Source organism: Xylanimonas sp. McL0601 (genome assembly GCF_049852175.1).
GTDB lineage: Bacteria > Actinomycetota > Actinomycetes > Actinomycetales > Cellulomonadaceae > Xylanimonas.
In genome coordinates this window covers 1,702,328-1,728,160 of sequence record NZ_CP187527.1, presented here as the reverse complement: position 1 = coordinate 1,728,160, position 25,833 = coordinate 1,702,328, and the positions used below count along the sequence as shown (strand labels likewise).

Sequence of the window (25,833 nt, the reverse complement as noted above, 5' to 3'; positions counted from 1 at the left end):
GGGAACCGCACGGCGCCGCTTAGCCGGCGCGCAGCCCGAAGCTCCCGAGGAGCGACGGTGCGCTCGCGGCCCGCCCGAGCGGCGGGACGCCGGCGACCTCGGCGAAGGAGCGCGAGAGCGCGAAGTGGTCGAGGCGGGTGTGGACCACCGCGGTGCTCAGCGCGGGGTTCATGACGACGGTCAGGACGTTGTTGCCGTGGTTGCCGTCGTCCTCGTCCGCGGTGATGACCACCGCCAGGTGGCCCGAAGCCCAGTCCGGGCCGGCGAGGACTGCCCCCACGTGGCGGCGCATCCAGGCGTCCGCGTAAGCCAGCGAGCAGTCGTGCGCGTCGTCGCACAGGTCGGGTACCACCATCCCCACGGCGGGAAGACTCCCGCTCGCGACGTCGTGGGTGAGCGCGTCGAGCGGGACGTCTCCCCGCTGGCACTGCGCGCGCTCGTCGCCGAAGTAGGCCCATGGGTTGTGCTTGACGGCGTAGGTTCCGGAGCTCCGGCGCTGGCACGGCGAGCTCATGGCTTCGACGTAGACCTTGGAGGTGCTTCCGCTCCCGGCGGCCTCCCCGAACACCGTCGGTCCGCTGAGCCGGTGCAGCCACGGGGGGCCGTCGTCGTGAACACCGAACGTGTCGCCGCCGGCGATGGCCAGATAGTTCGGCAGCGACGGGTGTGCGACGCCCACGTAGTTGTCCGCGTAGCCGTAGCGTGTCGCGAGAGCGCTGGTGTAGGGCATCTCGTCGCGCATCTGGTCGAGCGAGTGGTTCTCGACGACGAAGACCAGGAGCTTCTCGATCGTCGCCGCCGGCGTGCCGGCCGGTCGTTGGCTCGTGGTGGGCGTGGCGCTGGTCGACGGCGCCTCGCCCGTGCCGGCACGGCCCGCGCCACCCGGCGAGCATCCGGTGAGCATCGCCGCGACGGCGACGGCGAGCAGCACCTTGACGCGGATCACTCTCCCAGCGTGCGGCCGTCATGCCGGTAGCGCCAAGTTCCTCCTGCGGAGGGCGAGAACCCCGGCCGAGCCCACCAGGGCGGCGGCCACGACCAGACCGAGGATCGGCGCTGGGCTGATCGCCACCGCGGGCGCGTTGGGGACGTGGGTGAAGGGCGAGAGGTCCATCAGCCAGGTCGGGAGTCCGAGGGAGGGACCGAACATCGGACCGGCAAAGATCGAGAAGACCACGAACAGCCAGGACAGGCCGACGGCGAAACGAGGAAGCATCATGGTCACCGCCACGACCAGCGCGCCGAGCGCGGCCACGGCAGGGAGCTGGACGAGCGCGGCGCCTACGAGGTCACCAAGCAGCGCTCCGGTTCCCCCGACCGCCTGGCCGCCGACGACGGCCATCGCCACGGCGAAGACGAGGAGCAGAACCGTGGACCCGGCGAGGGCGTTTACGGCGTATGCCGCCAGCCAGCGCAGGCGAGAGACCGCAGTGCCGAGCACGGACTCCAGCTGACCCTGGGCCTCGTCGTGGCGAAGACGGAGCAGGAGGGAGACGACATAGATCGCGGCGGCCATGCCCGCGATCTGCATCATGGAGGCCCAGTAGGCGCCCATCAGGTCGGCCTTGCCGCCGAAGGTGGCGTACCAGTCGGTGGCCGCGCCCTCGAGTCCCTGGATCCTGTCGCTCAGCGCGCCGAAGACCAGTCCGAAGCCGAGCAGAGCGCCCGCCCAGCCCAGCAGCGCACCACGCTGCAAGCGCCAGACGAGGCCGGTCGGGCTCAGCAGCGCCTCGCTTGCGCGGGCGGCACCTCTGCGCTCGGGCAGTATGCCCATACCGACGTCGCGCCGGTCGACGAGCACGACCGCCAGCCCGCAGAACGAGGCCATGACCCCGGTGGCCAGTGCCACCGGCCACCACTGGTTGTCGGCGAACGGCCGCACCTGCTGGCCCCAGCCGATCGGGGACAGCCACGCCGGCCACGCGCTGATGACGCGGAGGGCGGCGGAGTCCACGGTCCCGAGCATGTTGCCCAGCGCCGCGAGCGCGAACGCCCCGCCCAGACCCGCGCCGGCGAGGCCGGTCGCGCCGCGCGCGGTCGACATCAGCTGCGAGGTCACCGCGCCGACGCCCGTGAAGGCGACGCCGACCAGGGCGATCGAGGCGCCGGCGGCGAACGAGCCGGCCACGGGCTGTCCAGCGACGACCATGGCGAGCCCGAGCAGCGCGGCCAGCGCCAGGTTGGCAAGCAGCGCGACGCTGACTCCTGCGGCCAACGAGGCGTAGCGGCCGACCACGCCGGCCGCCAGCATCTCTTCGCGACCGAGCTCCTCGGCCTGGCGAGTGTGCCGGACGACCGTGAGGACGCTCATCATGGCGGCGAGCAGGGCCAGGGTCAGGGCGTCGCGGTGCAGGGTGTACCCGCCGACGCTGATGCCGGTCATCAGGCCGAGCACCCGCATGCCGGGGTTCTCCACCACGATCTGTGCATCCGGCTGCAACAGCTCGGGATGCGTCGCATATCTGTCCTCGAACATGGCCGTCGTCGCGGCGAGGAACGCGGCCATCCCCAGGATCCATGCGGGCAGGGTCAGCCGGTCACGCCGCACTGCGAGGCGGACCAGCCGCATCGTGCCGGTGAAGCCGTTCATCGCGCTGCCACCACCTCGGTGTCGAGATGTCCGGCAGGCATCGTGGCGTCGTCGCCGTAGTGCCGCATGAAGAGCTCCTCGAGCGTGGGCGGGGACGTGGTCATGGACCGCACCTCCAGGCCGACCAGCTGCTCCAGCACGCGGTTGAGCTCGCCCGCGTCGACGCTGAACCGTGCATGCCCCTCGTGGACCTGGGCGTCGTGCACCCCTGGCCATCCGGTGACCGCGTCGAGCGGCTTGACGGTGTCGACCGTCACGGACGTCCTGGTCAGGTGGCGCAGCTCCTCGAAGGTGCCGGACTCGGCAGCCCGTCCGGCGCGGATGATCGTCACCCGGTCACACAGCGCCTCCACCTCGGACAGGATATGGCTGGAGAGCAGGATGCTCGCGCCGTCGGCACGCAGCTTCTGGACGACCTCCTGGAACACCGCCTCCATCAGCGGGTCGAGCCCCGACGTCGGCTCGTCGAGGAGGTAGAGCTCCACGTCCGAGGAGAACGCCGCCACCAAGGCGACCTTCTGCCGGTTGCCCTTGGAGTAGGCGCGGATCTTCTTGGTCGGGTCGAGCTGGAAACGCTCGAGCAGCTCGTCACGACGACCCCGATCGAGCCCACCGCGCAAGTCACCCAGCAGGTCGATCACCTCGCCGCCGGTGAGGTTGGGCCACAGGTTCACCTCGCCCGGCACGTAGGCCAGGCGCCGGTGCAGCGCCACCGGATCCCGCCACGGGTCACCGCCGAGCAGGACGGCACGCCCGGCGTCGGCGCGCAGCAACCCGAGCAGGACGCGGATCGTCGTCGTCTTCCCGGCACCGTTCGGGCCGAGGAAGCCGTGCACCTCGCCCGTCTCGACCTCCAGGTCGAGATGGTCCAGGGCCCGCGTCCTGGGGCCGAAGTCCTTCACCAGTCCGGAGACCACGATGGCGCTCACTGAAACCACTTCCTCGGCGACTGAGCTCCCGGGGCGAACGTCCCTCAGCTCAAGCGCACAACACCCGGACGGGAATCGGCAGGGGTCGAACGCCACCACCACGGCGGCCCTACGTCCCCTTCGGCGGCGCCCTTCTCGGCCGTGAGAGTTGCCGAGACCGAGTCTCCGGGTACCCCGAGGCCGAATGGGGGGAGTCCCCCCTTTCCCCGGCGGCGTCGGACCCCGACCGTGGAGACATGGACGTGCTCGCCTCCCTGAACGGCTTCGTGCTCGACGCCGCGTCGGGCCCGTGGGCGCTGGCCGTCCTGTTCCTCTCATGCCTCGTCGACGGCGTGTTCCCGCCCGTTCCGAGCGAGACGGTGCTCGTCGCGCTCGCCGCGACCGCCGGCGCGGCGGGCGCTCCTGCCGTCGCCGCGATGCTGCTGATCGCCGCCGTCGGAGCGTGGTGCGGCGACAACCTGGCGTACCTCGTGGGGCGTTCGCTCGGCCTGCGCCGACTTGCCGCGTCGCACCGCCGGCCTCGGCTCGCCGCAGCCGTGAGCTCGGCGGCGGGCCGGCTGGACCGCAACGGCGCATCGATGATCCTCGCGGGCCGGTTCGTTCCCGTGGGACGCGTTGCGGTGAACCTCGCGGCCGGGGCGACAGGGATGCGCTACCGCCGCTACGCCGCGCTCAGCGGGCTCGCGTCCTGCGCGTGGGTGACCGTCACCTCCGCCGTCGGGCTCCTCGCGGGCATGTGGCTCGGCGGCCAGCCGCTGGTCGCCATGGCGGTCTCGGCGTCCGTCGGACTGGCGACCGGCGCCGCGATCGACGCGGTGACGCGCCGTCGTCGCGGGGGCGCCCGGCCGCACCGGGAGAGCCACGGGCCTGCGGCGCTGAGCAGTGGCAGGCCGACCCTGCTCGTCAGCCCGCCGGCATGAATAGCTCGACGAGGGGGGTCCTCCAGCAGGAACTGCCGCCCGCCCGGCCCTTCGACGACGTCGGTGAACAACGGCAGCCCGCGGCGCTCAGTCGCTCGGCCTCGGCGTCGATGTCGTCGACCACGAGGTGGGCCGGCGGGTCACAGCAGCTCGGCCAGCATCGCGGCGGCCTTCGAGGCGCCGTCGGACTCGACCGGCCGGTACGCCGGCGGCCGCTCGAGAAGCGTGGTGATCACCGATGCCAGCGAGTCCGGCGTGAGGTCGTCGTAGTCCAGTCGCCGCCCGGCGCCGTAGCGCTCCAGCCGGTGCGCGACGTGGAAGCTCTGCTCGAAGTGGTGCCGCAGCGGCACATAGACGAACGGCCGCCCGGCCGCGGTCAGCTCCATGCACGTGGTGAGCCCACCCTGGACGACGGCGATGTCGCACGCCGCGAGGTGCTGCCAGAGGTCAGGCACGAACGCGCGCACGTCGAGCCCGGGCACCGAGGGCAGCGACGACGGGTCGATGCGCGGCCCGGTCACCATGACCATCCGCAGCCCGTCGGCCCGCCGCGCGGCCTCGCCGTACGCGTCGGCGACGCGCCGCAGCAGGTGCTCGCCGACGCCGGACCCTCCCACGGTGACGATGCACACCCGCTCGTCCGGCGCATATCCGAGCACGCGCCGCAGCGCCGCGCGGTCGCCGTCCGCCCGCTCCTCCCCCGTCACGTACCCGGCGAAGTCGTAGTGGCGCTGGGTCCAGTCGCGGATGAGCGGGAGGTCCGGCCCGAACGCGTCGTCGACGATGTCCTCCGGGTTGCCGACGAAGACCGCCCGGTCGCGCAGCCGCGGGAACCGCTCGATGTGCTCGATCATCTCCGCGTTGTAGTCGGCGGTGACGAGGCGGGCGCGCTCGTCGTCGTCGGGCATCGGCAGGTATCCGACGAAGTCCGTGAGCCACGCGTACGCGTATCGCTTGAGCTCGGGGTTCTCGTGCAGGAAGTGGTCGACCTCCCACGACTCGTCGCCGACGACGAGGTCGTAGTCGCCGTCGCGCACCACGTCCTGGAACACCATGAAGTTGCTGAGCAGCACCTCGTCCATGCGGCGGAGCGCCTCGAAGACGTGCAGGTCGTGCTCGCCCGCCTCGCTCTCGATGTGGCCGGACTCGCTGGCCAGGTGCCGGCTCGCGGGGTGCACGCTCTCGCCCGCGAGGCCGAGCACGCGCGTGACCGGGTCCTGCGCGAGCCAGTCGACCTGCACGTCCGGGTGGTGCGCGCGCAGCTCGTGCGCGATCGCCACGTCGCGGCGTGCGTGGCCCAGCCCGATCGGTGAGGAGACGTACAGCACGCGCCGGGGGCGCTTGTTCCAGCGCGTCCAGGTGCGCCGCGCGGGTGTGCCCGACGGCGCGGGTTCGCCCCGCAGCGTGGGTTCGCCCCGCAGCGTGGCCGCGCCCGACGACGGTGCGTCCCGCAGCTGCCCCGCGAACCGCTCGATCGCTAGGTTGACCACGACCGGGTCGCGGGCGACCGGCAGGTGACCGCCCCCGGCGATGACGACAAGCTCCCCACCCGTCAGCTCGGCGAGGATCTCGCTGCGCCGCAGCGGGCTGACGCGGTCGTGATCGCCGTGGATCAGCAGGACGGGCGACGTGATCCGCGCGGACCACTCGCGCAGGGTCGCCTCGTCGGGCGCGCCCGCCGCGTGCTCAGCGGCGAGCACCTCCCCGGTGGTCTCCCGCCCCCATCCGACGGCGTCGTCGACTCCCTTCGTCGAGTGCGGCTCGGAGAAGACCTGCCCGAAGAAGAACCAGAGGAAGTCGTCATGGTCCTCACGCCAGTACGCGACGTTGTACTTGGCCCAGTGCTCGGGCGGGTCGCGGCGGAGCACCGGGACGTTCGACGCCGGGAGCTCGGGCGCGGGCGCGAGCACCTTCATGAACGCCGTGCGCTCGGCGCCGAACGAGGCGATGCGCAACGACGCGCCGATGAGCACCGTCCCGAGCACTCGAGCGGGATGGTTCGCGGTGAGGTCCAGTGCCCAGTTCGACGCCCGCGACAGCGCGACGACGATCGCCCGGTCGGTCCCGGTCGCGTCGAGCACGGCGAGGGCATAGGCCACCTGGGCCTCCTCCCTGTACGCGGCGGGCTCGAGCGGGCGGTCGGACCGTCCGTTGCCCGGCCCGTCGTACGCCACGACCCGGAAGTGCCGGGCCAGGTACGGCACCTGGAACTTCCAGAACCGCTGGTGCACGATCGTCCACGTCGGCAGCAGCAGGATCGTCATCGGGCCCGTGCCGTAGACCTCGTAGTGGACCTTGACCCCGTCGTGCTCGACGAAGCCCTCCTCGTCGGCAACCCGTGCCCGCATGGTCGTACCTCCTCACGGTGATGCATTGCAACCAGCGTGCGCCCTACGGTTCGGTCGATCGACCGAACTGGGAGATGTTAACATTCGGTCGAGCGACCGAACAAGAGGTGTTCGCAAGCTTGCGCACGAGAGGGGGCCCTGTGGACACGAAGCTGGACGCCAAGACCCGGATCGTCGAGTCCGCCCGCACCTGCCTGCTCGCCGACGGGTTCGCCGCCCTCTCCACCCGCAAGGTGGCCGACGGTGCCGGCGTGCCGCTGAGCCAGATCCATTACCACTTCGGCGGCAAGCAGGGCGTGGTCCTCGCGCTGCTCGCGCACGAGAACCGCACCCTCGTCACCCGGCAGCGCGAGATGTACGCGGCATCCGAGTCGCTGTCCACGCGCTACGACCAGGCGTGCGACTTCCTCGAGGACGACCTCGCCTCGGGGTACGTCCGGGTGCTGCAGGAGATGGTCGCGGCGGGCTGGTCCGACCCTGAGGTCGCCGCGCAGGTGGTCGGGCTCGTCGGGGTGTGGCTCGGCGTCCTCGAGCAGGTCGCGCGCGAGGCCGAGGAGCGGTTCGGCCGTCTTGGGCCGTTCACCGCCGCCGACGTCGCCACCCTCGTGGGGCTGTCGTTCCTCGGCGGCGAGGCGATGATCCTTCTCGGCGACGACGGCTTCGCCGCGCGGACCCGCACCGCCCTGCGTGCGGTCGGCACCCTCATCCGCGCGGCCGAGGCCAGGGTGGGCTGACGCCGCATCGGTCGCGCGCCCGCGGTCGGCAGAGCGGGACGACTGACGCCGTCGGACCTCCGTGCCACAGTGGCCGCGTGGAGTGGGAGTTCACCGCCGAGGTGATCGAGTGGCGCGGGCCGTCACCGTACGTCTACGTGCCCATGCCCGAGGAGGACGCAGCGGACCTCAAGGAGGAGGCGCGCGGGCTCATCTACTGGGGGCAGATAGCCGTCACCGCGACGATCGGGCGAACGACCTTCGCGACCGCCGTCTTTCCCCGGGACGGCACCTACCTGGTGCCCCTCAAGGACGCCGTTCGCAGGGCCGAGCGGATCGAGGTCGGCGACGTCGTCTCGGTGCGCCTGCTGCTCGGGACCGAGAAGCGGCCGGCCGCTCTGTGAGGAGGTCCGCGAGACTCCTCGATCCACGCCGAGTGCATTCTTCGTCCGGAGGTGGTCGCGTGCGCAAGGGTGCGTCGCTGCTGGTCCTGCACGATCACCCTCCGAGTCCGCTGACGCCGTCCCCCACCCCCACCACGCCGGGCACGACGACGTCCGCGTACACCGCCACCTGCATGTCCCGCTCCGCGGCGAGCGGCTTGAGCCACCGCCCGCGCCCGCTCGCGCCGTCCTGCGCGAGGTCGATCGTCCGGCACCGCTCGACCCGCTGGACCACACGCAGCTCAGCCGAGCCGACGGCGACCGACGACCCCATCCACGTCTCCTCGACGAACGGCTCGTCCGTCTCGATCACGAGGTTCGCTCGCAGCCGCCGCGGGTCGGCGTCGATCCCCCAGCGCTCCTCGCACCAGCGCAGCGTCGCGGTGCCGACCAGGGAGACCGCGCCGTCGTCGAAGTGAGACACGCCGGCCTCGGGCAGCACGCGAACTTGCAGGCCGAACGACGAGCTGAGCTCGGCGTCGAGCGCCGTGTCCCCGACCCGCCACCGCCCAGCGTCACCTGTCACGAAGACGCCGTCGGCGTCGGTCGACGCCGCGTATCCGAACACGGCGTCCCGCCGCCGGAACCGCCGCGTGTTCTTGCCGGAGGCGATGTGCCCGTCGTCGTCGACGACGGCGAACCACCGGTCCCCGACGACGCCGCGCACGTCGAGCGCGACGGCGTCGAGCGCCTCACCGCCCATGGCCTTGACCGGATACCGCCTGACGCCCGCCACCTGCTGCCGCACGCGGCAACGCTACCTGCGGCCTCGCGCCGCGCCGCAGCCCGGGCGCCCGTAGGGTCGGCCTCATGAACCCGTGGCTGGAGGCCGCCGGCTGGCTGGGCTCGGTGCTCGTCGTGGTCTCCCTCACGCAGGCACGCGTGCTGCGCTTCCGGTGGCTCAACCTGGCCGGCTCCGTCATCGCGACGGCGTACAACGCGATCATCGGCATCTGGCCGTTCGTCGCGATGAACGGTGCTATCGCGGTGATCAACGTCTACTGGCTGGTGCGCCTGCACCGCACACGGCACGACGCCGCGACGTACGAGGTGGTCGAGGTCGCGCCCGACGACGCCTACCTGCTGCACGTGCTGCGCACCTACGCCGACGACATCGCCCAGTACGCACCCGGCTTCGTCGCAGCGCCCGACCTCGGCGAGCGCAGGTCGGCGTTCCTGGTGCAGCGCGGCGACGAGACCGTCGGCGTCGTCGAAGTGGGAGACGCCGGCCGCAGCACGGGCGTCGTCCTGCTCGACTGGGTGACCAAGCGGTTCCGCGACTTCACGCCGGGAGAGTTCGTCTATCGCCGCTCCGGCATCTTCGCGGCGAAGGGCTTCGCACGCCTCGTCGTCGCGCCCGGCGGTCAGCCGGACACCCGCTACCTCGCGCGGGTCGGCTTCCGCCGACAGGGCGAGACGTGGTCCCTCGACGTCCCGGCCGCGGAGCAGCCGTCCGCAGCCTGAGGGAGGCCACGCGCGACGCGGTGCCACGGCTCCGGCGCTCGCACCGATGTCCGGTTCACCGAGACGGCGACCAACCAGCGCGTCGAGCTGCGCTACGAGCCCGGACGCACCGTCATCAGGTAGCTCACGCCTCGTCGTACGGGAACCGCGCGAGCGGAGCCTCGCGTGCGAAGAAGGTCCGTGCGTCGAGCACCGCCTGCTCGTCGGCGAGCACCTGGCCCGGCCGGGACGCGTTGCCGAGCAGCACGCCGCCGAAGTGCATGCGCATGTACGCGGCCGTGTGGTGCAGCGTGAGCACCAGCGGCTCGGCGACTTCCGCCTCGCGGTGCGACATCGCCGTCACCCCCCACAGGGTGCGGCCGGCCATCGCGTCGCGGAACCCGTCCGGACCGCGCAGCCACGTCGACCAGTAGTCGAGGTAGCGCGTGGCGTAGGACGACAGGGAGTACCAGTACAGCGGCGAGACGACGACGAGGTCGGTCGCTGCGAGCGTGGCTGCTCGCAGCGACTCCTCGTTCTCCTGCTCAGGCCAGGGCTCGACAGCATGGCGGGAGTCGACGTAGTCGGGCAGCACGCAGCGGGACAGGTCCAGCCAGCGCTGCGAGACGCCGTCGGGCAGGCGCTCTGCCGCGGTGCGGGCGAGCAGCTCGCTGTTGCCGCCGGGCCGCGCGCTCGCGAGCAGGAACAGGAACGATCGCGTCGTAGTCATCTCCTCATTCCGTCGGTCCGTAGAAGACACGCTCGACCACCGCGCGGGCCCGGCGGGCCGTGCGCAGGTACAGGTCCTCCAGGTCCGCGCCCGTGCCCACGTCACCGAGGACGCGCGCGACACCCGCGAGGTCGCGCCGGTCGTGCGGCAGCACGTCCGTCTGCGTCCCCGTGACCCGGCCCGACCAGAGCACGACGGCCGAGCGCAGCCGCGAGGCGAGCACCCACGCGTCGAGCAGCGCGCGTGCGTCGTCGGTCTCGAGGAGCCCCGCGGCCTCCGCGGCACCAAGCGCGGCGACCGTCCCGGTCGTCCGCAGCGACGGGACCTCGTACGCGTGCTGCAGCTGCAGCAGCTGAGCGGTCCACTCGACGTCGGACACTCCTCCGCGGCCCAGCTTGAGGTGCCGCTCGGGCTCGACGCCGCGGGGCAGCCGTTCGGCCTCCACCCGCGCCTTGATGCGCCGCACCTCCCGCACCTGCGCGAGCGGAAGGCCGCCGAGGGGGTAGCGCAGCGGGTCGACGAGCGCGACGAACCGCTCGGCGAGCTCGCTCGCCGGTCCGCCCACCCACGCACCCGCCACGGGCCGCGCCCGTAGCAGCGCCTGCGCCTCCCAGACGCTCGACCAGCGCGCGTAGTACTCGGTGTACGAGGCGAAGGTCCGCACCAGCGGCCCTTGCCGGCCTTCCGGCCGCAGGTCCGCGTCTACGGGCAGCGCGGGCTCGGCCCCGACGCCGCCCAGCAGCTCGCGGAGGCGCGTGGCCGTGGTCAGGGCGAACCGCCCCGCGAGCTGGGGGTCGGCGCCCGGCACCGGGTCGTGCACGAACATCACGTCGGCGTCGGAGCCGTAGCCCATCTCGCGGCCGCCGAGGCGGCCCATGGCGACGACGAGCATGTGGGTGGGGTTCGCGGACGGGTCGGGCTCGAGCCCCAGCTCGTCGCGCGCGGCGTGCTCGGCGACCCGCAGCACGCCCCGCAGGGCGAGGTCGGCGGCGTCGGAGATCGCGGCCGCCGCGCCGACCGGGTCGAGTGTGCCCAGCAGCTCGCCGGCCCCGGTGCGGGCAAGCTCCCGACGGCGGACGGCCCGCAGGCTGGTGGCGGCCTGCTTGTGCTCGCTCGCGCGCGTGAGGATCGCGTCTGCCTCCGCCGCCAGGCGTGCGGGGCCGCGTGGCTCGAGGCCTGCCGGGTCATCGAACCACTGCACGGACTCGGGCGAGCGGCCGATGGCGTCGGCCAGGTAGCGCGAGGAGGCGAGCACGTGTGCGAGCGACTGCGCGGCCGAGCCCGAGTCGCGCAGCAGCTTGAGGTACCAGTGGGTCGAGCCGAGCTCGTCGGACAGCCTGCGGAAGGCGAGCAGCCCGGCGTCGGGGTCGGCGCCCTCGGCGAACCAGCCGAGCAGCACGGGCAGCAGCTGCCGCTGCAGTGCGGCACGCCGCGAGGTGCCCTCGGTCAGCGCCGTGACGTGCCGCATCGCGCCGTCCGGGTCGCGGTAGCCGATGGCGGCGAACCGCTGCCGCGCGGCCTCGGGCGCGAGCGAGAGCTCGTCGTCGGACAGGTGCGCGTAGGCCGGCAGCAGCGGGCGGTAGAAGAGCGCCTCGTGGAGCGAGCGCACCTCGCGGCGCGTGGCGCGCCAGCGCTCGGTGAGGCCCTCAGCCCCCTCGGTGCGGAAGCCGAGCGACCGCGCGAGGCGGCGCAGGTCCTCCTCGCTCGTGGGCAGCAGGTGGGTGCGCCGCAGGCGGAAGAGCTGCACCCGGTGCTCGAGCGCGCGCAGGAACCGGTAGCAGACGGCGAGGCGCGCGGCGTGGTCCCGGCCCACGTACCCGGCCGCGGCCAGCGAGCCGAGCGCGGCGATGGTGTTCGGCGAGTGGATCGCGGGGTCGGAGCGGCCGTGCACGAGCTGCAGCAGCTGCACGGTGAACTCGACGTCGCGCAGGCCGCCGCGGCCCAGCTTGATCTGCCGGTCGGCCTCGGCCGCGGGCACGTGCTCCTCGACGCGTCGCCGCATCGCCTGCGAGCCCTCGACGAAGTTCTCGCGCGCGACGGCCTTCCACACCAGCGGGTCCACAGCGTCGCGGTAGGCGCGCCCGAGCTCGGCGTCGCCGGCGACGGGCCGGGCCTTGAGCAGGGCCTGGAACTCCCAGGTCGCCGCCCAGCGGTCGTAGTACGCGAGGTGGCTGGAGAGCGTGCGGACCAGCGGGCCCGCCTTGCCCTCGGGCCGCAGCGCGGCGTCGACCTGCCACAGCGCCGGCTCCGCGGAGGGCGCTGCGCACGCGCGCTGCAGCGCCGAGGCGAGCCGGGAGCCGGCCGCGAGCGCCTCCGCCTCCGATGCAGGCTGCCCGTCGGGCCCGACGCCGGGCTCGGCCACGTAGACCACGTCGACGTCGGAGACGTAGTTGAGCTCGCGCCCGCCCGTCTTGCCCATGCCGATGACCGCGAGCCGCACGGCGGCGTGGTCGGGGTGCTGCGTTCGGGCGACGGCGAGCGCCGCCTCGAGCGCTGCGGCGGCGAGGTCGGCGAGGGCCGCGGCCACCGCGGGCAGCAGCGTGAGCGGCTCGGAGGCCGTCAGGTCGTCGGCGGCGAGGTGCAGCAGACGGGTGCGGTAGGCGCGACGCAGGGCGTCGGTCGCGGTACGCGCCCCCGCGTCGGGCCAGTCCCCGGGCTCCGCGCCGGCTATGGGGGCGGCCGCGTCGGGGTCCGCGCCGACGGCGGTGAGCAGCTCGGCGCGTACGGCGGCAGGGTCGGCGCCCACGCCGGGCTCGTCGAGCCGCGCCAGCAGCGACGGCCGCCGGATCACCTCGTCGCCCAGTGCGGCCGACGCACCGAGCACCGCGATCAGGCGGCGTCGGGCCTCGACGTCGGACGCCAGGAGGCGGGCCAGCTCGTCCGCGGCCGGCGTGGCAGCGAGGCGGACGAGCTGGAGCAGCGCGAGGTCCGGGTCGGCGGACGCCGCGAGCGCGTCGAGCACGCCGTCGGGGTCCGCGGGCAGCACCGCGACGAGCGCCTGGTCCTCCCACAGCCCGGCGGACCGGCTGAGGTCGGCGAACCCCGCCCGCAGCAGCCGGCGGGTGGGGCTCTCGCGGCGGCCGGTCGGCGTCACAGGAACTGCAGGAAGCGGTTCAGCTCGTAGGGCGTCACCTGGGCGCGGTAGGCGTCCCACTCTTGCCGCTTGTTCGCCAGGACGTAGCGGAACACGTGCTCGCCGAGGGTCTCGGCCACGAGCTCGGAGCGCTCCATGATCGCGATGGCCGCGTCGAGGTCCTGAGGCAGGGGCGTGATGCCGAGCGCGCGACGCTCGGCGTCGGTGAGCTCCCACACGTCGTCCTCGGTGGCGTCGGGCAGCTCGTAGCCCTCCTCGATGCCCTTGAGGCCGGCGGCCAGCATGACGGCGAAGGCCAGGTACGGGTTCGCGGCCGAGTCGATGCCGCGGTACTCGATGCGCGAGGAGTTGCCCTTGCCCGGCTTGTACATGGGCACGCGCACCAGCGCAGAGCGGTTGTTGTGGCCCCAGCACACGTACGACGGCGCCTCGGCGCCGCCCCACAGGCGCTTGTACGAGTTGACGTACTGGTTGGTCACGGCCGTGACCTCAGCGGCGTGCACGAGCAGACCGGCGATGAACTGCCGTGCCGTCTTCGAGAGCTCGAACATCGCGCCGGGCTCGTGGAACGCGTTGCGGTCGCCCTCGAACAGCGACAGGTGCGTGTGCATGCCGGAGCCCGGCTGGTCGGCCAGCGGCTTGGGCATGAACGTCGCGAACACGCCCTGCTCGAGCGCGACCTCCTTGACGACCGTGCGGAAGGTCATCAGGTTGTCGGCCGTGGTCAGCGCGTCGGCGTAGCGCAGGTCGATCTCGTTCTGGCCGGGCCCGGCCTCGTGGTGGGAGTACTCCACCGAGATGCCCATGGACTCGAGCATCGAGATCGCGGCACGACGGAAGTCGTGTGTCGACCCGCGCGCCAGGTGGTCGAAGTAACCGCCGTTGTCGACCGGCACGAGCGGCCCGTCGGCGCCGGACATCTGCTCGAACAGGTAGAACTCGACCTCGGGGTGCGTGTAGAAGGTGAACCCCTTGTCGCTGGCCCGGGCCAGGGCGCGCTTGAGGACGTTGCGCGGGTCGGCGAGCGAGGGCTCGCCGTCGGGCGTGAGGATGTCGCAGAACATGCGCGCGGTGCCGTGTCGCTCCCCACGCCAGGGCAGCACCTGGAAGGTCGTCGGGTCGGGCTTGGCGATCATGTCCGCCTCGTACACCCGGGTGAGGCCCTCGATGGCGGACCCGTCGAACCCGATGCCCTCCGCGAACGCCTGCTCGAGCTCGGCCGGGGCGACCGCCACCGACTTGAGCACGCCGAGCACGTCGGTGAACCAGAGCCGGATGAAGCGGATGTCGCGCTCCTCGACCGTGCGAAGCACGAACTCCTGCTGCCTGTCCATGCGCCTATCCTGCCCGAGAAGTGTTGCGGGCGAGTGACGTCGTCACAGGTGTCGTCGCCGAAGCTCAGCGCTCCTTGTGGCCGGCCGCCCAGTCCTCGTCGTCCTTGTCCCAGTCGTCGCTGCGCTGGCGCGCGTGATCGAGGGCTTGCAAAGCCTCTTCGCGCGACTTGTAGGGACCCATGAGGTGGCTCCAGGAGGACGACCGGCCGACCTCGACCTCGTGCGTCTGGGTGTTGTACCAGTACTCCGACGCCACGGTGGAGCTCCTCTCCTCGCTCATGTCTCGATCCTGCACCAGGATGAGGCCATGGCACAGCAACTCGCCTTCGGCATCGACATCGGCGGCTCCGGCATCAAGGGTGCCCCCGTCGACCTCGACTCCGGAGAGTTCGCCGCGGACCGGCTCCGCATCCCGACGCCCGACGACAGCACGCCGGAGGCCGTGGCCCAGGTCCTCGCCGAGCTCGTCGGGTCGTTCGACCTGCCGAAGAAGGCGCCGGTCGGCGTCGCCTTCCCGGCCCCGATGGACCACGGCGTCGTGCGCTTCATCGCCAACCTCGACCAGTCGTGGAAGGGCGTGGACCTGCCCGCGCTGCTCCACGACGCGACCGGCCGCGAGGTCACGGCCGTCAACGACGCCGACGCCGCGGGCATCGGCGAGCAGCGCTACGGGGCGGCCAAGGGCAAGGACGGCACCGTTCTCGTGGCCACCCTCGGCACCGGCATCGGCTCAGCGCTGATCGTCGACGGCGTGCTGGTCCCCAACACCGAGCTCGGGCACCTGGAGATCGACGGGTTTGACGCCGAGTCCCGCGCCGCCGACTCCGCGCGCGAGCGCGAGGGTCTCGACTTCCCCGCTTGGGCGGAACGCCTGCAGCGCTATTTCGAGACGGTCGAGATGCTCCTGTCCCCCGACCTCATCGTCGTGGGCGGCGGCATCAGCAAGAAGCACGGCGAGTTCCTGCCGCTGCTGAACCTCCGGGCGAAGATCATCCCGGCCAAGCTACGGAACGCCGCCGGCATCGTCGGCGCCGCCGCGATGGCGGCGTCGGACGCCACGAAGAAGTCGAAGAAGAACGACTGACCCGGCTCCGGAGGTGGTGGCCGCCACGACGTCGGCGCGGCCACCATCCCGGAGGTCAGTGGGCGCGCGGCCTGTCGTCGCTGATCACGCCTTCGACGCCGACCATGTGGAGCACCTCGGCGACCACAGGCGGCGGGTTGCGCAGCGACACGGCGAAGCCCTCGTCACGTCCGAGGGTGCACAACTGTACCAGGAATGCCACACCGGCCGAGTCGATGAAGTCGACCCGCGTCGCGTCGACGACGACGGGCAGGTCCCGCTCCAGCGCCCCGGCGAGCGCAGCGCCCGCCTCGGAGCGCAGCGCCGCGTCGATCTCGCCCCACATCTGCACCACGCTCGCATCGGCGCCTCGCACGAGGTCGATCCCGCCGCTGCGTGTGCTCGTGACAGTCATCTCTGTCCTTCCATCCTCACCGGCGATCTGCCCGCTGTTTTCTTGGTAGGGAGCGCCCGGCCGCGCGGCGTCCTTGCCGCGTGTTTGCGACGGTACACCCGGGATGGGCCCGAGCGGAACCGTCCTTTGCGACCTGTTGACGTAGCAGAGACGGGACCAAACGGGCGTTCCGGCAGGCCACGGACAGAAGGGGCGCCGTCGGGGGCGGGTGGGACGATGGGACGCATGACAGGCAGCAGCGATCGCGACGCCCACCTGGACGGTGTCTACTCCGCGAAGGCCGACGTCGAGACGAGCGGGTACCAGGAGGAGCCGGCGGACTCGCTCGCGGCGCTGGACGCCCTGGGCGTGACGACGGCGGACGCCGTGGTCGACGTCGGCGGAGGCGCCTCGCGGCTCGTCGGCGCACTGCTCGAGCGCGGGCACGACGACGTCACGGTGCTCGACATGTCCCGCCAGGCGCTCGAGCACAGCCGCGCGCGACTCGGGCGCGCGGGCTCCACCGTCGGCTGGGTCCACCACGACGTCACCACCTGGCGGCCCTCGCGCACGTATGCCGCCTGGCACGACTGCGCGGTGTTCCACCTCCTTACGGAGGCCGACGACCGCGAGGCCTACCACGGGACCCTCCGTGCGACCCTGCAGCCGGGTGGGGCGCTCGTGGTGGCGACGTTCGGCGAGGACGGGCCCGAGGAGAGCTCAGGCCTCCCGGTCGTCCGCTACTCCCCCGACGCGCTCGCCGAGGAGCTCGGGGACGACGTCGAGATCATCGGGTCTCGCGTCTCGGTGCACACGACGCCGTCGGGCACGGCGCAGCCGTTCACGTGGGTGTGGGGCCGGCTCGTCCACGGCTCGGCCGGATAGACCCGGCCGCGGTCGATCCGCCCCGTCAGCCGCAGGCCCCGACCTGTCCCGTCTTGACCCGGGCTGCGAGTGCACGCGGCTCGTGGTGCCCTGGAGGAGAGGGCGTCGGCGCGGCGTCCAGGACGGAACTGGCAAGGAGGCGGACATGGGTCTCGACGACGAGCTGAAGCACAAGGCGGAAGAGCTCAAGGGCAAGGCCAAGGAGGCCTACGGCAAGGTCACGGACGACAAGAGCACCGAGGCCAAGGGGCAGGCCGAGCAGGCCGGCGCGAAGATCAAGCAGGCCGGCGACAAGATCAAGGACGAGATCGACGACGAGCGCCACCGCTGAGCTCTCCCCACCAGCACAGCAGGGGACGCCGCCCAGAGCGGCGTCCCCTGCTGTTCGCGCTCTCTCAACCTGCGAGCTCCCCGACCCTCGTCCAAGGTGAAAGAAGGACCACAAGTGGTGGCCCGAGGCAAGTGAGCACGTGAGGAGACCGTGATGGCAGACATCGACCGGTCGCACGAGGTCGCGCCGACGGATCGGCTCAGCGAGGTCGTCGCCACCCAGGAGGAGCGGTTCGGCGGCGTGAAGGTCGGCTCGGCCTTCTTCGGATGGCTGACCGCCACCGGGCTGGCCGTCCTGCTCACCGCCCTGCTCTCGGCCATCGGCGCGGGGGTCGGGGTCGCGAACCGCGCGGACCCGAACGAGGTCGCCCAGCAGGCCACAGCGAACGCCGGCACCGTCGGCCTGGTCGGCGGGATCGTGCTCGCGGTAATCCTGTTCGTCGCGTACTTCGCCGGGGGCTACGTGGCAGGCCGCATGGCACGGTTCGACGGGGCCAAGCAGGGCATCGCCGTCTGGCTCTGGGCGATCGTCATCGCCGTCGTGGTGGCAGTTGTCGCACTGGTCGCCGGGAACGAGTTCGACGTGCTCGGCAGCCTCAACGGATTCCCCCGCATCCCGATCGACGAAGGAACGCTGACGACCGGCGGCATCATCGCGCTCGTCGTCGCTGCGGTCGTCACGCTGGCCGGCGCGATCCTCGGCGGCATGGCCGGGATGCGGTTCCACCGGCGGGTCGACCAGGTCGTCGTCGAGCGGGACGTGAAGGTGCCCGCCCGGTACGACGACGGCCAGCGGCTCTGACCGCCGTCCTCAGACCCCCTACCGACCGACACTGATGGAGGAGCACTCATGATCGGATTCATCATCGCCGGCCTCGTCATCGGCGCCCTGGCGCGGCTGATCAAGCCCGGCAAGCAGAACCTAGGCCTGCTCGCGACCCTGCTGCTGGGACTGGTCGGCTCGGTGATCGGCGGGCTGGTGGCGAACCTGCTCGGCACCGGGGGCATCTTCGAGCTGAACGTCGTCGGCTTCATCGTGGCCGTCGTCGCGGCCGTTCTGCTGCTCGGCGTCGCGGAGTCCGTCGCCGGCCGCCGCCGGCACGCGTAGCCGACGGATCACCTGACAGCGGTCCACCGGCCTGTCGTGGGCCGGGTGGACCGCCGTCTCGGTGACGTGACCGCATCCCTCAGAGGAGCTGCCCGCCGGTCACGCCCAGGCAGTCGCCGGTCACGTAGCTGGACTCCTGGGATGCGAAGAAGACGTAGGCCGGCGCCAGCTCGGCCGGCTGACCCGCGCGTCCGAGCGGCGTCTGGACACCGAACTTCTCGACCTTCGGGTCCGACATGGTCGAGGGGATCAGCGGAGTCCAGACCGGGCCGGGCGCCACGGCGTTGACCCGGATGCCCTCCTCCGCGAGCTGCTGGGAGAGGCCGCGCGTGAAGTTCAGGATCGCCCCCTTGGTCGAGGCGTAGTCGAGCAGATGCGGGCTCGGCTGGAACGCCTGGATGGACGCGGTGTTGATGATGCTGCCGCCCTTCGGGAGATGGTCGAGGGCGGCCTTGGTGATCCAGAAGAGCGCGTAGACGTTGGTCTTCATCACCCGGTCGAGCTGGTCCGTCGTGATCGCACGGAGGCCCTCGTCCTGGGACATCTGGAAGGCCGCGTTGTTGACGAGCACGTCGAGGCCACCGAGCCGGCCGACCGCGTCCGCGACCAGCTTCTGGCAGAAGGCCTCCTCCCGGATGTCTCCGGGCAGCAGCACGGCGCGCCGCCCGGCATCCTCGATCCAGCCCTTGGTGGTCTGGGCGTCTTCCTCCTCCTCGGGCAGGTACGAGATTGCGACGTCGGCACCCTCGCGGGCGAACGCGATGGCGACCGCGCGCCCGATGCCGGAGTCGCCACCCGTGATCAGCGCGCGTTTGCCGTCGAGCCGGCCCGAGCCCTTGTAGCTCTCCTCGCCGTGGTCAGGCTGCTGCGACATCTCCTCGGTGAGACCCGGCGTCTCCAGGTCGTCGGCAGGCTGTTCCGGCCGCGGCTCCTGCGTCGTCGGGTCCTGCGGTGTGGTCTGGTCGGACATCGGCTGCTCCCGTCTCGTCGTGGGGTCCCTTCCAGCATCTGGGGATCCCGCGGCACTAGCACGAGGAACGAGCCCTCCGCCTCACGCGGGGGACGCCCACGCCGGTCGAGCCGTCGTCGGGCAGGCTCCCAGACCCACCAGCAGTGACGTGAAGGCTGAGGCACCGCTACTCGACGCCGACGGTCACGCTCCCGAGCAACTGGGCGATCGGCACGGCGGCCGCGGCACTCCAGCACACCACCGGGCAGGCGGCGGGATACGGCACGGCGTGCGCCGTCGAGCCCTTGGCGTGCCCGCCGAACAGCTCGGGCAGGCGGTAGCCGAAGTCCTCCGCGGCGTCGAGCAGCCCGCGGGCGATGGTGCGCGCGGCGTCGGGGTGGCCGGCACGGGCGAGGGACGTCGCGATGAGGATCGAGTCGTGCGGCCACACCGACCCGCAGTGGTAGCGCAGCGGCCAGTACCCGCCTGCCCGGGTGGACATGGTGCGGATCCCGTAGCCGCTGAACATGTCCTCGCCCAGCAGGCGGTCGGCGACCAGGCGGGTCTGGTCGTCGTCGAGGATGCCGGTGCTGATGGCGTGGCCCATGTTGGAGGCCACCGCGTCCACGGGGCGCTTGTGCCCGTCGAGCGCCATCGCCAGGTAGGGGCCGTGGTCGTCCCGGACCCAGAAGTGCTGGTGGAACGCCTGCCGGAGCGACTCGGCGCGGGCCCGCCATTCCGTGGAGCCGGGCCGGTGGAACTCGCCGAGGAGTGCCGCCCCGACGGTCAGCGCACGGTAGGCGTACGCCTGCACCTCCACGAGCGCGACGGGACCGCTGGCGAGCGTCCCGTCGGCGAACCGGACGGCGTCGCCCGAGTCCTTCCATCCCTGGTTGGCCAGGCCTTTGCCGGACTTGTCGATGTACTCCACGAACCCGTCGCCGTCGCTGTCGCCGTAGTCGCGGATCCAGGCGAGCGCGCGTTCCAGGTTCGGCAGGAGTGCCTCGACGTCGGGCGCCGGCATGCCCGCCCGCCAGGCGTCGAAGAGCACGCAGACCCACAGCGGTGTCGCGTCGACCGTTCCGTAGTACGCCGGCGGCAGGCCGAACTGCTGGTCGGGGCTGGCCGTGTCGCGGCGCAGCTCGTGAAGGATCTTGCCCGGCTGCTCGCCGGTCTCGACGTCCACCGAGGTGCCCTGGAGGCGGGCGAGTGCGCGCAGCGTCCCGGCGGCCACCTTCCAGGTGAGTGGCAGGAGCATCTGGGCGCTCCACAGCGAGTCACGCCCGAACAGCGTCTGGAACCACGGGATGCCGGCAGCGATGAACAGGTCGCGGTCGTCACCCCGCGCGAGCGTCGCGCGCATCGCCTCGAGGTCCGACAGGGCTCGCGCGACGAGCCGGTGCACGCGGCTGTCGTCCGCGACGACGGTGACGCTCCCCCACTCGGGCCGAGGGTCCTTGGGAGGCGCGAGCACCGCGCGAGCGTCCGTGGCTGAGGCTGCCCACCACCCAGTGAACGACTCTCCCGGCGAGACGGTCACCTCCCACCGGAGGTGGACACGTTCGGACGTCACCGTCATATCGCACGCCGGGTCCGCCGTCAGCGCCACCTCGGTGTCCGCGTCCCGCCATCCGGGCGGGAGCAAGGGCGGTACGACGGCGATGGCACGCCCGTGCTTGACGGACTCCACGCCGGCCAGGTCGGTCGCGACGACCAGCTCGATGACGGCGTGGACCGGCTCGCGGGTCGCTGCGCGCAGGTCGAGGTCCTCCCGCACCGTCCCCGGCGAGCAGCGTCGGGTGCGGCGCACGGTGACCGTCGGGTCGGGATCGGGCTCGTCGATGGCCCGTGCCGCGTAGAGGAACTCGGCCCGGTCGGCCTCGAGGAGACCCGACTCGACGACCTCCGGTTCTTCACCGCCGACGGTGAGCACCGCATGGCTCACCACCCGGACGTCCGAGTGGTAGAACCCGTCCAAGCCCTCGCCGTGCCGCACCTGGCCGTCGCCAGGCGACCATGCCTGGGTCGCGCCGCGGACGCTCGCGACGCTGCGGTGCAGGAACGGCTGGCGGTTCAGGGTCATGGCTGTCCTCCAGGCTCAGTGTCGCCGACGGAGCGATCAGGCGCCCGAGGTGAAGGCAGGAGATCTTGCAGGTCACAGGGCATGCACCGCGGTGGTGTGCAGCCACCACATGGAGGCTGATCGCTTTCCGTGACCTCAGCCTTGGCTCGGGTGGATGCGGACGGTCGTGAGCTCCTGCCCCTCCCCCACGACCATGGCCACGATCCGGCGGCCGTGCGAGTCGTACTTCTCGTGGTACGCCGCGTCGACCGCGTCGCGAACCTCGGCTCCGACCTGCTCGAACGTCACGTCCTTCTCGACACCGCCGGCGCGCACGCGCCCGCGGCCGCTCGCCAGCGCGCGGCGGAACCAGCCGTTCTCTGGACCGTAGGCCGAGCGGAGGAAGATCTCGTCGCCCACGCGGACCACCCAGATGGTGACGTACGGGCGGAGCGATCCGTCTGGGCGCACCGATGAAACCTGCAGTTCCTCGGCCCTACCGACCCGGTCCAGCTCCTCGGGCGTCCATGTCGCCATGGTTTCCTCCCACTGCCAGCGTGGCCGCGGCAGGGTGCTCCCGCACCTGGGACACGGCGTCCGAAGGCCGCACCGAGACAAATGTCACGCGTGGGGGTTGCCGCAGCGCGACTACTCTCGAAGGCGTGGCAACCTTCTCCGCAGTTACCCGTCAGCATGTCCTCCAGGCAATCGCGGAATACGACGATCGTGGGCGAGAAGCCTTCCTCGGCGTCTACGGGTTCCAGCCGTCGCCGACTGCGACCTTCGTCCACGAGGGCAAGACCTACGACTCCAAGGGCGTTCTCGGAGTCGCCCACCGGTACGCGACCGGCCGTGCCGCCCTCTCCGAGGAGCTCAGCGGCGACGACGCCACCGCAGACCTCCTGCGCAAGTGCGGCTTCGACGTCGCGGAGGCGCCGGGTGTGCCCCGTGTCGAGGCCCGGACGACGGCGGCCCGCTCGGCGGCGTCACGGCCCGCGGCGGCCCGGCCGGCACGACGCCCGGCGGCCGTTGAGCGACCTCCGGTGATCTGCCCGACCTGTTTCACGGCGCTCCCAGGGACGGGCCAGTGCGACAACTGCGCGTGAGTCGATCCCTCACGCAGAGCGTCACGTGAGGCCCGGACTGCGCTGAGGACGGCGACCGGCGGCTTGTTGCGGTGAGCACGCCGCGTCGTCGGGCGCGGTTGGCAGGCCGCGTGCCCGGGCACAGACTGCGGGTATGCACGGCGACCTCCGCGTGCGGGTGCTCGGGCAGTTCGTGGTGCGGTACGAAGGCCGCACCGTTCCTGACGTGTGGCGGCTGCGCCGGGCGCGGACGCTGGTCAAGCTCCTGGCCGTCGCCGGCGATCACCAGCTGCGCCGTGAGATCGTGATCGACACGCTCTGGCCTGGTCGCGACGACGCGTCGGCCGCCAACAACCTCCACCAGACGGTGCATGCCGCACGGCGCACGCTGAGCGCGGGCGGCGCACCGGCCGAGGTGCTCCACGTCGACGGTGACCTGATCCGCCTCGACGGCGTGCGCACCGACCTGGCGGAGCTCGTCGCGACGGCGACCGGCGCTCTGGCGATCGGCGAGGCGGCCCCGGGGCAGGTCATCGCGCTGCGGTCGGCGCTCGCTCTCCATACGGGCGACCTGCTTCCCGGCGACCCTCCGGAGCCGTGGCTGCTCACGGAGCGCGAACGGCTCGACGCGCTGCTCGCATCGACCCGGACGGCCTTGGCCCGCGCCCTGCTCAGGCGCGGCGGCGCCGCCGACGTCGAGGAGTCGGCCCGGATGCTGCACGAGGTGTGCCGGTCCCGCCCCTACGACGAGGCGGCGTACCGCCTGCTCCTGGAGGCGCTCGAGCGGTCCGGGCGGCGGTGGGACGCGCTCGAGGCATTCGAAGCGCTGCGGTCGACCCTCGAGGCGGACCTGGCCGCGCGTCCGGAGCCGGCGACTGTCGACCTCTACCGGAGGCTGCTCTCGGGGTCCGGGCCCGGACACACCCGGAGCACCCTGCCGCGGGCAACCACCAGCTTTGTGGGGCGCCGCCGCGAGGCGCGCGAGCTCACGGCTCTGGCGCACCGCACGCGGCTGCTGACGCTGACGGGCACCGGCGGCGCCGGCAAGACCCGGCTCGCGCTCGAGCTGCTCCGCGTGCTGAGCGAGAGCGACCCGGACCGCGACTGCCGGGTGGCCGACCTCTCCGGCGTGCGTGACCCGGCGCTCGTGCCGGGCAGCGTCGCATCCGCGCTGGGGCTCACGCCGACCGACCGCCATCCGTCGGCGGAGGCGGTGGCGAGGTCGCTGGGCGACCGCGACGTCTTGCTGCTGCTGGACAACTGCGAGCACCTGCTCGACGCCGCGGCCGCCGTCGTCGGCGCCCTGCTGCGGCTGTGTCCCGGCGCCTGGTTGGTCGCCACGAGCCGGGAGCCGCTGCGGCTGCCCGGGGAGTCGACGTGGCGGGTGCCGTCGCTGACGCTGCCCGACGCCGCGCCCCCCGATGCGGCGTCGCTCATGGCGAGCGAGGCCGTGCAGCTCCTGGTCGAGCGGACGCGTGCGGTGGACCCGCACTTCGCGATCACTCCTGCCAACGCCCGCGCGCTGGCCCACGTGTGCCGACGCCTCGACGGCATGCCGCTGGCGCTCGAGCTTGCCGCGGCCCGCCTCGCCCACATGGCGCCCGCCGAGCTGGCCGACCGGCTCGACGACGCCCTCACGGTGCTCACGACCCGGCTGCACGGCGTGCCTGACCGCCAGGCGACCCTGGCCGCGACGCTCGCCTGGAGCCACGATCTGCTCGACGCCGACGAGGCCGCGGTCTTCCGAAGGCTCGCGGTCTTCGCAGGCGGCTTCACGCTCGAGGCGGCAGAGGCCGTGGCGTCCGACCCGGCGCCGGACGCCCGGACTCCGGCGGTGAGCGACCTGCTGTCCGCCCTGGTCGAGAAGTCGCTGGTCTCCGTCGACACGACCGATGGCGCCGCGGCGCGCTACCGGCTGCTGGAAGTCGTTCGCCAGTACGCCGGGGCTCGGCTGACCGACGCGGGCGAGACGGACGAGATGCTCGCCCGCCACTCACGCTGGTACGCCGACCGGGCGGCCGGGCAGGATCCCGACGCGTCGCCGGACGGTGTGGTCCGCGAGCCCAGCCCCTGGTTGGCGGTGGAGCAGGAGAACCTGCGTGTCGCCATGGCCACGCTGTTACGCAAGGACCCGGCACGGGCGCTGGGGACCGCGGTCGCGATGGGCCGGTCGCTGATGGCACGCGGGATGCACCTGGAGGGGTCCCGGTGGCTCGGGCGCGCGCTCGAGGCGTGCCCGCAGCCGACGCCGCTGCGGGCACGTGCGCTGTTCATGAGCGCCGTCTTCGAGACGAGGCTGGGCCGCCTCGGCGGCACGGGGGCGATCGGCGCCCAGATCGCCGACGTCGGACGACGCGTGGGGGGGCCCGCGCTCGAGCTCGGTCTCTACGAGGAGGCGGTGCTGGCCTGGATGTGCGGCGACTACGACCACTCCGACAGCCTCACCGCCCGGTTCACGACGCTCGTGGACCCGGCGTCCCCCGGACGCGCCGCCGGTCAGCATCTCCGTGCGGTGCAGTGCCTCTGCCGGGCCGACGCCGCAGCCGCCCACCGATGGGCGGCAGCGGCGCTCCGCGTGCTCGAGGGTCTCCCGCCGGACACGCGACCGTTCTTCCGGGTGTTCACCCCCGCATGGGCATCCGGCGCCCACGACGGCCTGCGGTTCCCGGTGTTCGAGGAGACGATGCTCATCGGCACCCGCGTCGGTGTGGCGCAGGCGGTGGCCTACGTGCTGTGCACCCTCGCGCTGGCCGAGCGCGCCGACCGGCGGTTCCCGGAGGCCGCCGCATCGCTCGATCGCGCGGTGCGGATCTTCCGCGCCTGCGGCGACGTCTCCGGCGAGGCTCGTGCCGAGAGCCAGCGCGGGCACCTCTTCCGTGACCTCGGCGACGGCCACCGGGCGGTCGAGCGCTTCCGGTCGGCCCTGGACCTGTGGACGTCGGTCCCCGACCAGCGCGGCACCGCGCTCGCACTTGCCGGCCACGGCCTCGCCGAGGCCACACGCGGCAACGTCGGCCGAGCGCGTGCCATGGCGGCTGAGGCGTGCCAGATCGTCGAGGGGTCGGGCGACCTGCCTGGGTTGCAAGGAGTCCTGAACAACAGGGCTGTGGTCGAGCTGCTGACCGGTCGGCCGGCCCAGGCCCTGACCCTGCTCGAGCGTTCGCTGGGCATGCGCGCGGTACCGGACAACTACCGCTCGGTGGGGTGGCAGCTGGTGTTCCTGTCCGGGCTCCGGGCCCGGGCGGGCGACGAGGTGGGCGCCGCGGGCGAGGCCCGGGCGGCGCTGGCCGTGTTCCGCCGCGTCGGCGAGCGCCCACCACCCGAGCTGCGCGCGCTGGCGGGCGCACCGGGACCGGACGCCCACCCGCGTTAAGCCGGTGCAAAGTCGCCACGCCTAGCGTCGTCGGCATCGA

24 protein-coding genes are annotated in these 25,833 nt (G+C 72.5%); 11 read left to right on the top strand and 13 right to left on the bottom strand.

Going from position 1 to position 25,833, the window contains the following annotated elements:
* Positions 1 to 19 precede the first annotated feature (19 nt).
* From ACO4JP_RS07915 to ACO4JP_RS07905, 3 genes are read right to left on the bottom strand one after another with little or no spacing between them, the layout of a single operon-like run.
* Positions 20 to 946 (bottom strand): alkaline phosphatase family protein, encoded by a 927-nt coding sequence (locus tag ACO4JP_RS07915; RefSeq protein ID WP_425956832.1) that lies wholly within the window; start codon positions 944 to 946, stop codon positions 20 to 22.
* An 18-nt stretch (positions 947 to 964) separates the two neighbouring features.
* Positions 965 to 2,590 (bottom strand): ABC transporter permease, encoded by a 1,626-nt coding sequence (locus ACO4JP_RS07910; protein ID WP_425956831.1) that lies wholly within the window; start codon positions 2,588 to 2,590, stop codon positions 965 to 967.
* Positions 2,587 to 3,519 carry an ATP-binding cassette domain-containing protein gene (locus ACO4JP_RS07905; RefSeq protein ID WP_425956830.1) on the bottom strand — a complete coding sequence of 311 codons (933 nt, stop codon included), beginning with the start codon at positions 3,517 to 3,519 and terminating at the stop codon, positions 2,587 to 2,589. Before ACO4JP_RS07905 ends, ACO4JP_RS07910 begins: the two co-directional genes overlap by 4 nt.
* A 236-nt stretch (positions 3,520 to 3,755) precedes the next feature.
* Here ACO4JP_RS07905 and ACO4JP_RS07900 point away from each other — a divergent pair, with 236 nt between their 5' ends.
* Positions 3,756 to 4,439 (top strand): DedA family protein, encoded by a 684-nt coding sequence (locus ACO4JP_RS07900; RefSeq protein ID WP_425956829.1) that lies wholly within the window; start codon positions 3,756 to 3,758, stop codon positions 4,437 to 4,439.
* 140 nt (positions 4,440 to 4,579) lie between these two features.
* On the opposite strand, the gene ACO4JP_RS07895 is transcribed toward ACO4JP_RS07900, so the two are convergent.
* Complete coding sequence (locus tag ACO4JP_RS07895; protein ID WP_425956828.1) at positions 4,580 to 6,787, bottom strand: alpha/beta fold hydrolase; 2,208 nt, start codon at positions 6,785 to 6,787, stop codon at positions 4,580 to 4,582.
* Between the two features lie 140 nt (positions 6,788 to 6,927).
* On the opposite strand from ACO4JP_RS07895, the gene ACO4JP_RS07890 reads away from it, so the two are divergent.
* The gene (locus ACO4JP_RS07890) at positions 6,928 to 7,521 is read left to right on the top strand and encodes a TetR/AcrR family transcriptional regulator (RefSeq protein ID WP_425956827.1); all 594 of its coding nucleotides are present in this window, start codon (positions 6,928 to 6,930) and stop codon (positions 7,519 to 7,521) included.
* A gap of 77 nt (positions 7,522 to 7,598) precedes the next feature.
* Positions 7,599 to 7,904, top strand: a complete 306-nt coding sequence (locus tag ACO4JP_RS07885) for a DUF1905 domain-containing protein (protein ID WP_425956826.1) — start codon at positions 7,599 to 7,601, stop codon at positions 7,902 to 7,904.
* A gap of 94 nt (positions 7,905 to 7,998) precedes the next feature.
* On the opposite strand, the gene ACO4JP_RS07880 is transcribed toward ACO4JP_RS07885, so the two are convergent.
* A complete protein-coding gene (locus ACO4JP_RS07880; RefSeq protein WP_425956825.1) occupies positions 7,999 to 8,691 on the bottom strand; it encodes an MOSC domain-containing protein in 693 nt (230 codons plus the stop codon).
* Positions 8,692 to 8,753: 62 nt separating this feature from the next.
* On the opposite strand from ACO4JP_RS07880, the gene ACO4JP_RS07875 reads away from it, so the two are divergent.
* Positions 8,754 to 9,407 carry a hypothetical protein gene (locus tag ACO4JP_RS07875; RefSeq protein ID WP_425956824.1) on the top strand — a complete coding sequence of 218 codons (654 nt, stop codon included), beginning with the start codon at positions 8,754 to 8,756 and terminating at the stop codon, positions 9,405 to 9,407.
* Positions 9,408 to 9,531: 124 nt separating this feature from the next.
* Here the strand turns inward: ACO4JP_RS07875 and ACO4JP_RS07870 are convergent, their stop codons facing one another.
* From ACO4JP_RS07870 to ACO4JP_RS07855, 4 genes are all read right to left on the bottom strand, one after another.
* The gene (locus ACO4JP_RS07870; RefSeq protein ID WP_425956823.1) at positions 9,532 to 10,116 is read right to left on the bottom strand and encodes a flavodoxin family protein; all 585 of its coding nucleotides are present in this window, start codon (positions 10,114 to 10,116) and stop codon (positions 9,532 to 9,534) included.
* A gap of 4 nt (positions 10,117 to 10,120) precedes the next feature.
* The gene (locus ACO4JP_RS07865; protein ID WP_425956822.1) at positions 10,121 to 13,210 is read right to left on the bottom strand and encodes a bifunctional [glutamine synthetase] adenylyltransferase/[glutamine synthetase]-adenylyl-L-tyrosine phosphorylase; all 3,090 of its coding nucleotides are present in this window, start codon (positions 13,208 to 13,210) and stop codon (positions 10,121 to 10,123) included.
* Positions 13,207 to 14,544: a type I glutamate--ammonia ligase gene (gene glnA, locus ACO4JP_RS07860; RefSeq protein ID WP_425956821.1), complete on the bottom strand. Its 1,338-nt coding sequence runs from the start codon at positions 14,542 to 14,544 to the stop codon at positions 13,207 to 13,209. The genes ACO4JP_RS07865 and glnA overlap by 4 nt, the downstream gene beginning before the upstream one ends.
* 64 nt (positions 14,545 to 14,608) lie before the next feature.
* Complete coding sequence (locus ACO4JP_RS07855) at positions 14,609 to 14,824, bottom strand: SPOR domain-containing protein (RefSeq protein WP_425956820.1); 216 nt, start codon at positions 14,822 to 14,824, stop codon at positions 14,609 to 14,611.
* A gap of 27 nt (positions 14,825 to 14,851) precedes the next feature.
* On the opposite strand from ACO4JP_RS07855, the gene ppgK reads away from it, so the two are divergent.
* Positions 14,852 to 15,628, top strand: a complete 777-nt coding sequence (ppgK, locus tag ACO4JP_RS07850) for a polyphosphate--glucose phosphotransferase (RefSeq protein WP_425956819.1) — start codon at positions 14,852 to 14,854, stop codon at positions 15,626 to 15,628.
* Positions 15,629 to 15,683: 55 nt separating this feature from the next.
* Here the strand turns inward: ppgK and ACO4JP_RS07845 are convergent, their stop codons facing one another.
* Positions 15,684 to 16,022 carry an STAS domain-containing protein gene (locus ACO4JP_RS07845; protein ID WP_425956818.1) on the bottom strand — a complete coding sequence of 113 codons (339 nt, stop codon included), beginning with the start codon at positions 16,020 to 16,022 and terminating at the stop codon, positions 15,684 to 15,686.
* Between the two features lie 225 nt (positions 16,023 to 16,247).
* On the opposite strand from ACO4JP_RS07845, the gene ACO4JP_RS07840 reads away from it, so the two are divergent.
* The 4 genes from ACO4JP_RS07840 (at position 16,248) to ACO4JP_RS07825 (ending at position 18,324) form a co-directional block, all read left to right on the top strand.
* Positions 16,248 to 16,886, top strand: a complete 639-nt coding sequence (locus ACO4JP_RS07840) for a class I SAM-dependent methyltransferase (protein ID WP_425956817.1) — start codon at positions 16,248 to 16,250, stop codon at positions 16,884 to 16,886.
* A gap of 145 nt (positions 16,887 to 17,031) precedes the next feature.
* A complete protein-coding gene (locus tag ACO4JP_RS07835; protein ID WP_425956816.1) occupies positions 17,032 to 17,217 on the top strand; it encodes a CsbD family protein in 186 nt (61 codons plus the stop codon).
* Positions 17,218 to 17,370: 153 nt separating this feature from the next.
* A complete protein-coding gene (locus tag ACO4JP_RS07830; protein ID WP_425956815.1) occupies positions 17,371 to 18,018 on the top strand; it encodes a hypothetical protein in 648 nt (215 codons plus the stop codon).
* A gap of 48 nt (positions 18,019 to 18,066) precedes the next feature.
* A complete protein-coding gene (locus tag ACO4JP_RS07825; RefSeq protein WP_425956814.1) occupies positions 18,067 to 18,324 on the top strand; it encodes a GlsB/YeaQ/YmgE family stress response membrane protein in 258 nt (85 codons plus the stop codon).
* A 79-nt stretch (positions 18,325 to 18,403) separates the two neighbouring features.
* On the opposite strand, the gene ACO4JP_RS07820 is transcribed toward ACO4JP_RS07825, so the two are convergent.
* The 3 genes from ACO4JP_RS07820 to ACO4JP_RS07810 all read right to left on the bottom strand — a co-directional run bounded on the left by ACO4JP_RS07820 (position 18,404) and on the right by ACO4JP_RS07810 (position 21,872).
* Positions 18,404 to 19,294, bottom strand: a complete 891-nt coding sequence (locus ACO4JP_RS07820; RefSeq protein WP_425956813.1) for an SDR family oxidoreductase — start codon at positions 19,292 to 19,294, stop codon at positions 18,404 to 18,406.
* Positions 19,295 to 19,460: 166 nt separating this feature from the next.
* Positions 19,461 to 21,356 (bottom strand): glycogen debranching N-terminal domain-containing protein, encoded by a 1,896-nt coding sequence (locus tag ACO4JP_RS07815; protein WP_425956812.1) that lies wholly within the window; start codon positions 21,354 to 21,356, stop codon positions 19,461 to 19,463.
* Between the two features lie 135 nt (positions 21,357 to 21,491).
* Positions 21,492 to 21,872: a DUF2255 family protein gene (locus tag ACO4JP_RS07810; RefSeq protein ID WP_425956811.1), complete on the bottom strand. Its 381-nt coding sequence runs from the start codon at positions 21,870 to 21,872 to the stop codon at positions 21,492 to 21,494.
* A gap of 125 nt (positions 21,873 to 21,997) precedes the next feature.
* Here ACO4JP_RS07810 and ACO4JP_RS07805 point away from each other — a divergent pair, with 125 nt between their 5' ends.
* Both ACO4JP_RS07805 and ACO4JP_RS07800 read left to right on the top strand, forming a co-directional pair.
* On the top strand, positions 21,998 to 22,441 hold the full coding sequence (locus tag ACO4JP_RS07805; RefSeq protein WP_425956810.1) for a hypothetical protein: 444 nt from the start codon (positions 21,998 to 22,000) through the stop codon (positions 22,439 to 22,441).
* A gap of 133 nt (positions 22,442 to 22,574) precedes the next feature.
* Entirely contained in the window at positions 22,575 to 25,793 is a 3,219-nt protein-coding gene (locus ACO4JP_RS07800) for an ATP-binding protein (protein ID WP_425956809.1), read from the top strand.
* Positions 25,794 to 25,833: the final 40 nt, after the last annotated feature.

Coding starts and splice junctions, on each gene's coding strand:
- ACO4JP_RS07900 (WP_425956829.1), top strand. CDS start 3,756: ATGGACGTGCTCGCCTCCCTGAACGGCTTCGTGCTCGACGCCGCGTCG.
- ACO4JP_RS07910 (WP_425956831.1), bottom strand. CDS start 2,590: ATGAACGGCTTCACCGGCACGATGCGGCTGGTCCGCCTCGCAGTGCGG.
- ACO4JP_RS07815 (WP_425956812.1), bottom strand. CDS start 21,356: ATGACCCTGAACCGCCAGCCGTTCCTGCACCGCAGCGTCGCGAGCGTC.
- ACO4JP_RS07800 (WP_425956809.1), top strand. CDS start 22,575: ATGCACGGCGACCTCCGCGTGCGGGTGCTCGGGCAGTTCGTGGTGCGG.
- ACO4JP_RS07855 (WP_425956820.1), bottom strand. CDS start 14,824: ATGAGCGAGGAGAGGAGCTCCACCGTGGCGTCGGAGTACTGGTACAAC.
- ACO4JP_RS07840 (WP_425956817.1), top strand. CDS start 16,248: ATGACAGGCAGCAGCGATCGCGACGCCCACCTGGACGGTGTCTACTCC.
- ACO4JP_RS07895 (WP_425956828.1), bottom strand. CDS start 6,787: ATGCGGGCACGGGTTGCCGACGAGGAGGGCTTCGTCGAGCACGACGGG.
- glnA (WP_425956821.1), bottom strand. CDS start 14,544: ATGGACAGGCAGCAGGAGTTCGTGCTTCGCACGGTCGAGGAGCGCGAC.
- ppgK (WP_425956819.1), top strand. CDS start 14,852: ATGGCACAGCAACTCGCCTTCGGCATCGACATCGGCGGCTCCGGCATC.
- ACO4JP_RS07845 (WP_425956818.1), bottom strand. CDS start 16,022: ATGACTGTCACGAGCACACGCAGCGGCGGGATCGACCTCGTGCGAGGC.
- ACO4JP_RS07870 (WP_425956823.1), bottom strand. CDS start 10,116: ATGACTACGACGCGATCGTTCCTGTTCCTGCTCGCGAGCGCGCGGCCC.
- ACO4JP_RS07835 (WP_425956816.1), top strand. CDS start 17,032: ATGGGTCTCGACGACGAGCTGAAGCACAAGGCGGAAGAGCTCAAGGGC.
- ACO4JP_RS07820 (WP_425956813.1), bottom strand. CDS start 19,294: ATGTCCGACCAGACCACACCGCAGGACCCGACGACGCAGGAGCCGCGG.
- ACO4JP_RS07875 (WP_425956824.1), top strand. CDS start 8,754: ATGAACCCGTGGCTGGAGGCCGCCGGCTGGCTGGGCTCGGTGCTCGTC.
- ACO4JP_RS07825 (WP_425956814.1), top strand. CDS start 18,067: ATGATCGGATTCATCATCGCCGGCCTCGTCATCGGCGCCCTGGCGCGG.
- ACO4JP_RS07810 (WP_425956811.1), bottom strand. CDS start 21,872: ATGGCGACATGGACGCCCGAGGAGCTGGACCGGGTCGGTAGGGCCGAG.
- ACO4JP_RS07830 (WP_425956815.1), top strand. CDS start 17,371: ATGGCAGACATCGACCGGTCGCACGAGGTCGCGCCGACGGATCGGCTC.